Consider the following 10,779-nt stretch of genomic DNA (forward strand, 5'->3'; position numbering starts at 1 on the left):
ATGAACTGGTTCCGCTACGCGTCCGCCCGCAACTTCGAACGCTTCGCCGCGCGCGCGACGCCGTGGTTCGCGTTCGCGTCGGTCGTGTTCATCGCGATGGGACTCGTGATCGGCCTCGGCGTCGCGCCCGCCGATGCGCTGCAACGCGACATCTACCGCATCATGTTCGTGCATGTGCCCGCCGCGTGGATGTCGATGCTCATCTACCTCGTGATGGCCGCGTACAGCGCGCTGCATCTCGCGATGAACGCGCGCCTTTCCGCGATGATGGCCCGCGCGCTCGCCCCGACCGGCGCGTCGTTCACGGCGATCGCGCTGATTTCGGGCGCGTTGTGGGGCAAGCCGACGTGGGGCACATGGTGGGTCTGGGACGCGCGGCTCACGTCGGAGCTGATCCTGTTCTTCCTGTACGTCGGCTATCTCGCGCTGCACGCGGCCATCGACGGCACCCGCCGCGCCGATCGCGCGTGCTCGGTGCTCGCGCTGATCGGCGTCGTGAATGTCCCGATCATCTATTTTTCCGTGCAATGGTGGTACACGCTGCATCAAGGACCGTCGCTCGGATTCGGCAGCGGCGTCGCGATGGAAACGTCGATGGCTTGGGGCATCGTCGTGACGACGGCGGGATTCTGGTCGTATGCGATCGCCGTGGCGTTGGCGCGCGCGCGCGTCATCCTGCGCGCGGCCGAACGCGTGCGCGCGAGCGACGAGCGTCCGTCGCGAATCGAGGAGCGTGCCGCATGAACACGCTCGCATCCGTCCCGACGATGCTCGCCGCAAATCCGCTGCTTTGCGCCGCGTTCGCGATCACTTTTCTGCTGATGGGCGCGGAAGCATGGCTCGTCCACCGCGCGCTGCGCCGATGAAAGCGCGCCATCGCCGCTTCGCGTTCATCGCGCTCGGCCTCGCGAGCGCCGCGCTCGCGTGCGCGTTCGTGCTCAACGCGTTCCGCGCCAACGTGATGTTCTTCGTCAGCCCGAGCGAGATCGCGTCGCACGAGGAAACGCGCACGCAGCGCTTCCGGCTCGGCGGACTCGTCGAACGCGGATCGCTCTTGAAGCACGCCGACAGCCGCACGGTGAGCTTCGTCGTCACGGACGGGCGCGCGTCGATTCCTGTCGTCTACACGGGCGCGCTGCCCGATCTCTTTCGCGAAGGCAGCGGCGTCGTCGCGCAAGGCACGCTCGGCGCCGACGGACGTTTTCACGCCGACGAAGTCCTGGCCAAGCACGACGAAAAGTACACGCCGCCGCCACTCGAACGCGCGCTGCGTGAAGCGCGCGCATCGGCGGACGGGAACGCGGGAGCGCGCCGATGATCCCCGAGATCGGCCATTTCGCGCTCATCCTCGCGATGCTGCTCGCGCTCGTCGCGGGCATCGTGCCGATGCTCGGCGCGCGACTTGCCATCGAAGGATGGATGCGCGTCGCCGCGCCCGCCACGTGCGGGCAATTCGGCTTCGTCGCGATCGCGTTCGGCTGTCTCGCGACGTCGTTTCTCGACGACGATTTTTCCGTGATCTACGTCGTCGGCAATTCGAACTCGGCGCTGCCGGCCATTTACCGGTTCACCGCGGTCTGGGGCGGTCACGAAGGCTCGCTGCTGCTGTGGGCGCTGCTGCTCACGCTCTGGATGAGCGCGGTCGTGTGCTTCGGCAAGCGCCTGCCGTTGCCGTTCGCGGCGCGCGTGCTCGGCGTGATGAGCTGGATCGACGCGGGCTTTCTGCTTTTCATGCTGCTGACGTCGAATCCGTTCACGCGCATCATGCCGCCCGCGATGAACGGCCGCGATCTCAATCCGCTGTTGCAGGATCCCGGCATGGTGATTCATCCGCCGCTGCTGTACATGGGCTACGTCGGCTTTTCGGTGGCGTTCGCGTTCGCCATCACCGCGTTGCTCGATGGCAAGCTCGACGCCGCCTGGGCGCGCGCCTCGCGCGCGTGGACGCTCGCCGCGTGGACGTTCCTGACGCTCGGCATCATGCTCGGCAGCGCGTGGGCATACTACGAACTCGGCTGGGGCGGATGGTGGTTCTGGGATCCGGTCGAAAACGCGTCGTTCATGCCGTGGCTCGTCGGCACCGCGCTGATCCATTCGCTCGCCGCGACCGCCAAGCGCGGCGCGTTCCGCGCGTGGAGCGCGCTGCTCGCGATCTGCGCGTTCTCGCTCTCGTTGCTCGGCACGTTTCTCGTGCGCTCGGGCGTCGTGACATCGGTGCACGGCTTCGCGTCCGATCCGGCGCGCGGCGTGTTCATCCTCGCGTTGCTCGCGCTGTTTTCGGGCGGCGGTCTCGCGCTGTTCGCGTGGCGCGCGCCGCGAGCCGTGTCGGCGGTCGGTTTCGAGCCCGTATCCCGCGAGGCGTTGCTGCTGTCGAACAATCTGCTGATGCTCGTCGCCGCTGCATCGGTGATGCTCGGCACGCTCTATCCGATGGTCCTCGACGCGCTCGATCTCGACAAGATTTCCGTCGGCGCGCCGTACTTCGACAGCGTGTTCGTCCCGCTGATGACACCCGCGATCTTTCTGATGGGCGTCGGGCCGCTCGCGCGCTGGAAGGCCGCGCGTCTGCCGCAGCTTGCCGTGCGGCTGCGCTGGGCCGCGCTCGTGAGCGTGGCGAGCGCGTTCGTGCCCGGCGTGTCGCGTCCGTTCGTGAGCCTCGGCTTGCTGCTCGCCGCGTGGACGTTCGCGACGATCGCGACGAGCGTGATCGAGCGCATCATCAAGGGACGGCAGCGCGTGCGGCTCGCGACCGTCGGCATGTGGCTCGCACACGCGGGCGTCGGCGTGTTCGTCGTCGGCGTGACGATGGTGAAGGGCTTTCCCGTCGAACGCGACGCGCGGCTCGCGCCCGGCGAGAGCGTCGATGCGGGCGGATATCGCTTCCGGCTCGACGACGTTCGCGCGATCGACGGACCGAACTATCGCGCGACGCGTGCGACGATCGCGGTGACGCGCGACGGCAAAGCTATCGCGACACTGCATCCGGAGAAACGCGAATTCCTCGTCTCCAACACGCCGACGACCGAAGCCGCCATCGATCGCGGCGTGCTGCGCGATCTGTACGTCGCGCTCGATCAGCCGGCGGGCGGCGGCGCGTGGACCGTGCGTATCCAGATCAAGCCGTTCGTGCGCTGGATCTGGGGCGGCTGCGTGTTGATGGCGCTCGGCGGCCTGCTCGCGGCGGCGGATCGGCGTTACGCAAAGCTGCGCGCGCCGCAACGGGCCGCCGCCGTTGCGATTGCCGTGGAACCGCCGCGAAGCATCGGCGAGACAGGACGATGAAGCGCTTTCTGATTCCGCTCGCCGTGTTCGGTCTGCTCGTCGCGGTGCTCGCGGCCGGTTTGCGCCACGATCCGCGTCGCCTGCCTTCCGCGCTCATCGGCAAACCCGCGCCGGAGTTCGATCTGCCGCGTCTCGATGCCGCGAACCGGACGATGTCGTCGCACGCGCTGCGCGGACAGGTGTGGATTCTGAACGTGTGGGCGTCGTGGTGCGAAGCGTGCCGCGATGAGCATGCTGTCCTGATGGATTTCGCGGCGAGTGGCGCGGCGCCGGTTTACGGCCTGAACTACCGCGACGAACGTGCGCCCGCGCTGCAATGGCTCGAGACGGCGGGCAATCCGTACGTGACGTCGTTCGTCGATCGCGACGGGCTCACCGGCATCGACTATGGCGTGTACGGCGTGCCGGAGACGTTCGTGATCGATCGCGCGGGCGTCGTGCGCTATCGGCAGGCGGGACCGCTCACGCGCGCGTCGATCGATGGCGTGATTGGTCCGCTCGTCGGCAAGCTGCAAAAGGAGAACGCGCGTGATTAGGCGGCTCGCGTGGATGATCGCTGCGTGCATCGGGTGCGCTCAGGCGCAGCAATCGCCCGATGACGAACGCGCGCGCCATCTCGCGGAGCATTTCCGCTGCGTCGTGTGCCAGAACCAGAGCCTCGCCGATTCGACCGCCGATCTCGCCGCCGATCTGCGCGCGCGCATTCGCGAGCAAGTCGGGCAAGGCGCGACCGACGAGCAGATTCAGGCGTACATGGTGCGCCGATACGGCGACTTCGTGCTGTATCGGCCGCCCGTGAAGCCCGTCACGTGGGCGCTGTGGTTCGGGCCGTTCGCCGTGCTCGCGGCGGGCGCGGTTGCGATGGCGCTGCATATCCGGCGCGCGCATCAGACCCGAAGAAAAAGGAGCATGAGCCGATGATCCCGTTCTGGCTGATCGTTGCCGCGATGCTCTTCGCCGCGCTCGCATGCGTCGTGCCGCCGCTGTTGCGCGCGCGCGTCGCGAATCAGCGAACGACGCACGCCGCGCTCGCCGGCTTGCTGATCGCGCTCGTGCCGGCGTCCGCGCTGACGCTTTACATGCGTGTCGGCGATCCGGCGGCGCTCGCGATTCAAGCGGCGGCGGGTTCATCGGCGAGCGAACACGCGGACACGCCCCGGTCGATGGAAGCGGCCGTCAGTCTTCTGGCCGCGCGGTTGCGGCGCAATCCCGACGACGCCCAAGGCTGGACGATGCTCGCGCGTTCGTACATGGTGCTGACGCGCGCCGACGATGCCGCGCAGGCGTATCGGCGGGCGGTTGCGCTGAATCCGCGCGATGCCGAATTGCTTGCCGATTACGCCGATGCCATCGCGAGCGCGACCGGCGGCGATCTCAACGACGCGGCGCTGAAGGTCATCCACTCGGCGCTCGCGCTCGACGCGACGCAGCCGAAGGCGCTGGCGCTGGCTGCATCGGCGGCATTCGACCGGCGCGAATACACGCAAGCCATCGGATACTGGGAGCGTTTGAGGCAGGTGCCGGATCTCGCGCCGCAGGTCGCGCAGCAGGCGCAGAAGAATATCGACGAAGTGCGGGCGATCGCGGACGGCACCGGTTCGGCGTCGATCGAAGTCCGCGTGCAGTTGAGCCCTGAGTTCGCGTCGCGCGTCCGTCCAACGGATACGGTCTTCGTCTACGCGCTCGCCGACGATGGCTCACGCATGCCGATCGCGGTCCAGCGCCTGAGCGCGAACCAGCTTCCTGCGACGGTTTATCTCAACGATTCAATGTCGATGACGCCGAACCGCCGCCTCTCGGATTTCGAGCGCATCGACATCGCTGCGCGCGTGTCGGCGTCCGGGAAAGCGCGGCCATCGCCCGGCGATCTGAGCGGATCGAGCGGACGGGTATCGACGAAAGATGCGGGCGTGATTGAAGTGACGATCGGCGAAATCGTGCGCTGAAGTCGCGATTCAGCGCGCTTTGGCGACGGACGGTTGAATCGACTTGGCGTTGTCGGCGATTTCGAGGCCCCAATCGCCTTGCTCGTACCAGTCTTCGCCAAGCAACTCGGCCGGATGCTGCGTCCGGCTCGAACCGTTTCCGCAACGCATGGCGTCCGTCGCGCAATAGTGATCGCAGCCCCAGCAATTGCGCTCGGGATGCTTTGGGTTCAGGGGAAAGCGCTTCGACATCGTGCGGTACTCCGTGGATTGCGGCGTGCGAGCCAATCGGCATCAAGCCTAAGATCGGCCCCGTTCCGAGCCAATAGGAACGGGACGATCGGTCACGGCTCGCAGCGAAACACGATGTTTCCGCTTCTCAGCACGCCGCCGGGGACGATTTCGTCGCGCCCGTCAACAGGAGTTCGATCAGATCGCGCACGTTGCGGATCGCTGCGCCGAACGGCAGTTTTTCGCGCCCGCGGAAGAACAGTCCATTGCCGACGTCGCCCCGCAATGCCGCGGCAAGCCGCGTATCGATGCAGAAATGCCCGAATTTCTCGATGCCATCGCGCAAGCCGCACGCGCTCAGGCATTCGAGCGCCGACGGACACGTCTGTTTGCGCGCGCCGATTTTCGTTCGAATGCGTTCTTCGTTGCGCAGATAGCGCATGAGCCACGGCGTCTTGACGGCGCGCGCGGGCAGGCCGGTCACGCTGATGAACTCGACGATATCGTCGGGCTCCGCCTCGACCAGCACGCGCTTGAACTCCGGATGCGCGTCGCCTTCCTCGGTGACGGCGAACGGCGTGCCGACCTGCACGCCGTTGGCGCCGGCCGTGAGCCACTTGCGCACGGCTTCATGGCTGTTGATGCCGCCCGCGACGATCACCGGCACGTCTTCGCGCTTGAGTCCGAGCGCCGCAAACGATGCATCGAGTTCCTTCAGAACGCGCTCGAAGCCGAAGCGCTCGTCGTTCATATCGGCGACGTCCGCGACGCCGAGATGGCCACCCGCGTGTCCGGGATGCTCGATCACGATGGCGTCGGGCAAGCGGCCTTTCTTCATCCATTTCTTGAGGACGAGCGTGACGCCGCGGCTATCGGAGAGAATCGGAATGAGCGCGATATCGCAACCTTGCGTGAGATCGGGCAAGTCGAGCGGCAGGCCCGCGCCCATCACGATGGCATCGGCGCCCTCTTCGCACGCCACGCGCACGTAATCGGCGTGCGCGCTCACGGCTTTCATCACGTTCACGGCGATCATGCCGCGTCCTTGCGACAACTCGCGCGCCGACTTGATCTCGCGCGCGAGCGCGATGAGGTTGGCGCGCTCGAGCGTCGGCCGCGAGTGGTCTTCGCGGCACATGGCGAGCAAGTCTTCGTGATGATGACGCAAGTCGATGCTCGCGATGGTGCCGACCGCGCCTTCTCGCGCGACGCTGCCCGCGAGCCGATGCGCGGAAATGCCGACGCCCATGCCGCCCTGCACGATCGGCAGCAGATTGCGGCCGCGAATCGTGAGCGGCGCGAAAGAATGATCGTGAGAGGTCATGGGCAAATCAGTTTGATGTGAATTCATGGTGTACAGCTTGATGTGATCCGAGCTTCGATGCAGCGCGACGACCGTTCAAACGGCTTCCGTTGCCTGCACCGCATCGTGCCCGACCGCGTAGATCGCGACCTGCACGCGGCTCGTGAGATTGAGCTTGCGCAAAATGTTGCGCACGTGGATCTTCACCGTGCTTTCCGCGAGCATCAGCGAGCGCGCGATTTCCTTGTTGCTTGCACCGTGCGACAGTTCGCGCATGATGTCGCGCTCGCGCGTAGTGAGTGGATCGGCGGCGACCGCTGGAGCGGGAACCGGCGCTGCCTTCGGTGCACGCATGCTTGCGATGAGCTTCGCCGTCATGTCGTCCGCGATGACGGGCTGGCCCCCCGCCGCCTTGCGGATCGCGCTTGCGAGCGTCTCCGTTTCGATGCTCTTGAGCAGATAGCCGCACGCGCCATCGCGCAATGCCAATGAAAGTTCGTCGAGATCTTCGGATACGGTCAGCATGACGACCGCCGTTTCCGGTACGTCCTGCACGAGCAACTTGAGCGTTTCGAGGCCGGATAGTCCGGGCATGTTGAGATCGAGCAAAATCACGTCCGGGCGAAATTGCTTGGCGCGCTTGAGACCTTCGAGCCCGTCGGACGCTTCGCCGACGACTTCGAAGTCTGACTGCCGTTGCAGGAGCGCGTGAACGCCTGAGCGAAATAACGCGTGGTCGTCGATCAACAGAATGCGGATGGTCATGACACAACTCGAAGCAGCTCTCGAAGCGAGCGCGCGTGACCATATTCAGACAGCCTGACGCGCCGGGGCGGGCAAGACGAGTTCGACGCGCGCCCCGCATGCTGGCGCTCCGGTCAGCCGCAGAATTGCGCCGAGCCTTTGCGCGCGCTCGCGCATGATATGAAAGCCGACATGCGTCTCGCCAAGGCCGGCCATCTCCTTTGGATCGTAGCCCTGACCATCATCTTCGACAAGGAGGCTAAAGTCACGACCATTGACGATCGTCACGAAAACGCGCTGAGCTTCCGCGTGTTTGCGAATGTTCGACAGCGCCTCCTGCAAAATGAAAAGCACTTGCAACTGCTGATCCGGCGGCAAAGGCAAGCCGCCTTCCTCCCGATAATCGAGCGATGGCGCAATGCCCGTTTGCATGCCAAAGCGTTCGACGGATTCGTTTACCGCCCGCCTCAGATCGCCGGTGCCGAGCCTAGTGCGGAAATTCATCAGGAGTTCCCGAACGTCGTCGTAGCTTTCCGCCAATCCGCCCGTAAGCATAGGCACGATTTCGCGGATTTCGTCCATGCGTTCTTCGCGCGTGGCCGCATCCAGAAGATGTACCTGCATCTTCATGAAGTTCAGGCTTTGCGCGATGCTGTCATGCAAGCCCTGCGCAACGAGATTTCGCTCCTCCGACACCGCAAGCTGCCGCGCCAATGCCGCAAGCCGTCGGTTCTTGAGCGCTGTGCCGAAGTGCGTGCCGAGTGTTTCGAGCAAGTGCGCTTCGGTTGCGGGAATAGTCCGCTCGCCGCCGAAGTGCAGCGAGAACGCGCCGAGCTTCTCGCCTTGCGAAACGATGCTGAACGCCGCGACGCTCGCGAAACCCGCGCGTTGGCATGAACGCTGCGCGCATGCGCAGGCGTCTGCGGCGAAGCAACTTTCATCCTGAAGCAGCGCGGCCGGCAATCCTTCCGAGCCGATCAGACGCACTTGACCATCTTCGGTGAAGAGACGAACCGCCGCGCCGTCGGCGTCGAATTGACGCATGAGGCGTGCAAGAAAGCCTCGGCACAGCGCATCGACGTCATTCGGCTGATTCACGAACGCCGCCATTTCATAAAGGGCCGTCAGTTCGCGGTTCTGCGCGGCCAGCTCGGCGGTCTTCGCTTCGACCCGGCCCGCAAGGTCGCGATAGAGCGTCTGCAATTCCGCGGCCATGCGATTGAAGCCCGCGGCAAGATGTCCGAACTCGTCCTGCGTTTCGACGGGCAGACGCGCATCGAACTCGCGTGCCTCGATGCGCGCAAGCCCGTCCTGCAAGCGCTGAACGGGCACGACGATCCACAAGAAGAGCAAATAGACGATCGCCGCGGTGCCGATACACGCCATCGCCGCAAGCGCCATCTGCGACGTGCGCAGCCACGCGGTCTTGCGCGCGTTCTCCCGCTCGATCAAGCCGACGAGGTCGTCGGCGCCAGTGACGAAAGTGCGCAGTTGCAGCAGATAGCGCGCCACCGCCTGTGGGTCTGCGCTCGCCATGCCCTCGCGAACATCGGGTTCGAGTCGCGAATGCCACGCGTTCGCGACGTGATCGAACTGTCGGCGCACATCGACATCGTCTGGAAGGAAGAGCGGGCGCGCTGGATCGCCTTTACGCAGGCGGTCGAGCGTTGCGTTCATCTGCTCGATCTGCAGTTGCAGCAACGGCGATGGCGCCTTTTCACCCTTCAATAGCGCAATCGCGACTGCGTTCGCGCGCATGCGCAGGCTGCCTGCGTCGTTGATCGCGGCGCCTGCACCCTGCAGTTGCCATGAGAGCCAGAGTGTCCCGCCGATCATCGCGAGCACGAGAACCAGCGACACCATCGACAGCGTGACGATGCGTGTGGTCAGACGTTCGCGAAACGACGACAGGAACATGCTTCTCGATCAAGGGAATCAGCGGCTGCGGACCAATTGCCAGGCCCGCCCAAGATAGCCGAGCGAAGCGAAGCCGCTCCACACATGCACGAGACGCGTGAACGGGAATATCACGAAGAGACTCATGCCCATGAACAAATGTACACGGAAGAGCAGCGGCGCATCTGCGACATAGTGCGCGGCATCGGCTCTGAACGTGAAGATGTGCTGGGCCCAGGTCATGAGCCGCACCATCATCGAGCCGTCCATGTGACCGGCCGATACGCCAATCGTCGATAGACCCAGGAGAAGCGTGATCAAGATCCACAGCAACAACACGCAGTCGCCGACTTTCGTCACGGCGGACAGGCGCGCGCTCGTCAAGCGTCGATGCAGCAGGATCAGCAAGCCTGCGAGGCATAACGTGCCCATTACACCCCCAGCGATCATTGCGAATACCTGCTTGACGCTATGCTCGACGCCGAGCGCGTCCCATACGGCGACCGGCGTGAGCAGGCCGACGAGATGCCCGAAGAACAGCCCGAGAATCCCGACGTGAAACAAGATGTTGCCAAGTCTGAGATTGCCGCGATCGACGAGTTGGGTGCTATCCGCCTTCCACGAATATTGCTCGCGTTCGAAACGCACGAAGCTGCCGAAGAGAAAGATGCTGGCGGCGATATACGGATAGATACCGAAAAAGAAGGAGTTGAGCATGTTCATCGTGCGTCCTTTGCGGCAAGAGCGGCCGCGCCGGCAGTCATTGCGCCGCGCGGATGAAAGCGAATGGTCTGCGTATCCTGGCGCATGTGCGGTGCGAGCAGCGGCTCGACGCCGTCCGCGCCCGGACCGAAGGTTTCGAGCATTTCGTCCATGTCGCGCACGGGCGGCTGCGCGAGCGGAAGCGGGTCGACCGTCGCGAGCTCGCGCAACACCGCGAAAACCGTGGCATACGGGCTCTCATTGCGCGCGAGACGTTCACCGATGGCATCGAGCACATGAATGGCGTCATTGAGCAGCGACTGCGCGCGGGCCGGCTCGATCGCGCCCAGCGCTTCGAGAAAAAGCGGCACGTAGTCGGGCAATTCGTTCGTTTCGATATCGAGGCCGAGACCGCGATACTCGTCGAGCAGATCGACCATCGCCTGACCGCGATCGCGGCTTTCGCCATGAACGTGTTCGAACAGATGCAGCGAATGCGACGGATTGCGGTCGAACGTGGCCACGTATGTAACTTGCACTTCGATCAGCGGACGCTTCAGCGACGCGATGAGCGGTGCAAGGCGCGTTTGGGCCTGCGGCCAGTCGTGCAACGCGGCTTCGATTTCTGGCAGCGCGTCAAGAAGCGCGGGCTCGGGATAATCGAGCAGCGCGGAAAGTATGGAATATAGCGACATG

13 protein-coding genes are annotated in these 10,779 nt (G+C 64.9%); 7 read left to right on the forward strand and 6 right to left on the reverse strand.

Translation table 11 applies throughout. From position 1 onward, the window contains the following. Genes ccmC through QCE58_RS22415 form a run of 7 tightly spaced genes read left to right on the forward strand, consistent with a single transcriptional unit; the run spans position 1 to position 5,228 of the window. Positions 1–744, forward strand: coding sequence for a heme ABC transporter permease CcmC (gene ccmC, locus QCE58_RS22385; protein ID WP_250522081.1), 744 nt, complete (start codon positions 1–3; stop codon positions 742–744). Continuing rightward, a complete protein-coding gene (locus tag QCE58_RS22390; protein WP_268811663.1) occupies positions 741–866 on the forward strand; it encodes a hypothetical protein in 126 nt (41 codons plus the stop codon). Before ccmC ends, QCE58_RS22390 begins: the two co-directional genes overlap by 4 nt. Next, positions 863–1,318, forward strand: a complete 456-nt coding sequence (gene ccmE / locus QCE58_RS22395) for a cytochrome c maturation protein CcmE (RefSeq protein WP_175982644.1) — start codon at positions 863–865, stop codon at positions 1,316–1,318. The genes QCE58_RS22390 and ccmE overlap by 4 nt, the downstream gene beginning before the upstream one ends. Next, a complete protein-coding gene (locus tag QCE58_RS22400; RefSeq protein ID WP_250522082.1) occupies positions 1,315–3,282 on the forward strand; it encodes a heme lyase CcmF/NrfE family subunit in 1,968 nt (655 codons plus the stop codon). The genes ccmE and QCE58_RS22400 overlap by 4 nt, the downstream gene beginning before the upstream one ends. Beyond that, positions 3,279–3,818, forward strand: a complete 540-nt coding sequence (locus QCE58_RS22405; protein WP_250436892.1) for a DsbE family thiol:disulfide interchange protein — start codon at positions 3,279–3,281, stop codon at positions 3,816–3,818. Before QCE58_RS22400 ends, QCE58_RS22405 begins: the two co-directional genes overlap by 4 nt. Next, positions 3,811–4,203: a cytochrome c-type biogenesis protein gene (locus tag QCE58_RS22410; RefSeq protein ID WP_250522083.1), complete on the forward strand. Its 393-nt coding sequence runs from the start codon at positions 3,811–3,813 to the stop codon at positions 4,201–4,203. The genes QCE58_RS22405 and QCE58_RS22410 overlap by 8 nt, the downstream gene beginning before the upstream one ends. After that, positions 4,200–5,228 carry a hypothetical protein gene (locus tag QCE58_RS22415; protein WP_250458173.1) on the forward strand — a complete coding sequence of 343 codons (1,029 nt, stop codon included), beginning with the start codon at positions 4,200–4,202 and terminating at the stop codon, positions 5,226–5,228. Before QCE58_RS22410 ends, QCE58_RS22415 begins: the two co-directional genes overlap by 4 nt. Positions 5,229–5,237: 9 nt before the next feature. On the opposite strand, the gene QCE58_RS22420 is transcribed toward QCE58_RS22415, so the two are convergent. From QCE58_RS22420 to narJ, 6 genes are all read right to left on the reverse strand, one after another. Further along, complete coding sequence (locus QCE58_RS22420; protein ID WP_008349074.1) at positions 5,238–5,459, reverse strand: DUF3079 domain-containing protein; 222 nt, start codon at positions 5,457–5,459, stop codon at positions 5,238–5,240. A gap of 127 nt (positions 5,460–5,586) precedes the next feature. Then, positions 5,587–6,762, reverse strand: coding sequence for a nitronate monooxygenase family protein (locus QCE58_RS22425; RefSeq protein ID WP_008349076.1), 1,176 nt, complete (start codon positions 6,760–6,762; stop codon positions 5,587–5,589). A 75-nt stretch (positions 6,763–6,837) separates the two neighbouring features. Further along, positions 6,838–7,506: a response regulator transcription factor gene (locus QCE58_RS22430; protein WP_175982649.1), complete on the reverse strand. Its 669-nt coding sequence runs from the start codon at positions 7,504–7,506 to the stop codon at positions 6,838–6,840. Between the two features lie 45 nt (positions 7,507–7,551). Further along, on the reverse strand, positions 7,552–9,402 hold the full coding sequence (locus tag QCE58_RS22435; RefSeq protein WP_250522084.1) for a type IV pili methyl-accepting chemotaxis transducer N-terminal domain-containing protein: 1,851 nt from the start codon (positions 9,400–9,402) through the stop codon (positions 7,552–7,554). An 18-nt stretch (positions 9,403–9,420) separates the two neighbouring features. Further along, positions 9,421–10,104 carry a respiratory nitrate reductase subunit gamma gene (gene narI / locus QCE58_RS22440; RefSeq protein WP_250522085.1) on the reverse strand — a complete coding sequence of 228 codons (684 nt, stop codon included), beginning with the start codon at positions 10,102–10,104 and terminating at the stop codon, positions 9,421–9,423. After that, complete coding sequence (gene narJ / locus QCE58_RS22445) at positions 10,101–10,778, reverse strand: nitrate reductase molybdenum cofactor assembly chaperone (RefSeq protein WP_250522086.1); 678 nt, start codon at positions 10,776–10,778, stop codon at positions 10,101–10,103. The genes narI and narJ overlap by 4 nt, the downstream gene beginning before the upstream one ends. Position 10,779: the final 1 nt, after the last annotated feature.

Origin of the sequence: Caballeronia sp. LZ028, assembly GCF_031451415.1 — a bacterium.
In the GTDB taxonomy this organism is placed as follows: Bacteria; Pseudomonadota; Gammaproteobacteria; order Burkholderiales; family Burkholderiaceae; genus Caballeronia; species Caballeronia zhejiangensis.

Excerpts from the sequence above, each read along its gene's own strand:
- QCE58_RS22435 (WP_250522084.1), bottom strand. The coding sequence starts at position 9,402 with ATGTTCCTGTCGTCGTTTCGCGAACGTCTGACCACACGCATCGTCACG.
- narI (WP_250522085.1), bottom strand. The coding sequence starts at position 10,104 with ATGAACATGCTCAACTCCTTCTTTTTCGGTATCTATCCGTATATCGCC.
- QCE58_RS22390 (WP_268811663.1), top strand. The coding sequence starts at position 741 with ATGAACACGCTCGCATCCGTCCCGACGATGCTCGCCGCAAATCCGCTG.
- ccmE (WP_175982644.1), top strand. The coding sequence starts at position 863 with ATGAAAGCGCGCCATCGCCGCTTCGCGTTCATCGCGCTCGGCCTCGCG.
- QCE58_RS22400 (WP_250522082.1), top strand. The coding sequence starts at position 1,315 with ATGATCCCCGAGATCGGCCATTTCGCGCTCATCCTCGCGATGCTGCTC.
- QCE58_RS22425 (WP_008349076.1), bottom strand. The coding sequence starts at position 6,762 with ATGACCTCTCACGATCATTCTTTCGCGCCGCTCACGATTCGCGGCCGC.
- QCE58_RS22405 (WP_250436892.1), top strand. The coding sequence starts at position 3,279 with ATGAAGCGCTTTCTGATTCCGCTCGCCGTGTTCGGTCTGCTCGTCGCG.
- narJ (WP_250522086.1), bottom strand. The coding sequence starts at position 10,778 with ATGTCGCTATATTCCATACTTTCCGCGCTGCTCGATTATCCCGAGCCC.
- QCE58_RS22420 (WP_008349074.1), bottom strand. The coding sequence starts at position 5,459 with ATGTCGAAGCGCTTTCCCCTGAACCCAAAGCATCCCGAGCGCAATTGC.
- ccmC (WP_250522081.1), top strand. The coding sequence starts at position 1 with ATGAACTGGTTCCGCTACGCGTCCGCCCGCAACTTCGAACGCTTCGCC.
- QCE58_RS22430 (WP_175982649.1), bottom strand. The coding sequence starts at position 7,506 with ATGACCATCCGCATTCTGTTGATCGACGACCACGCGTTATTTCGCTCA.
- QCE58_RS22415 (WP_250458173.1), top strand. The coding sequence starts at position 4,200 with ATGATCCCGTTCTGGCTGATCGTTGCCGCGATGCTCTTCGCCGCGCTC.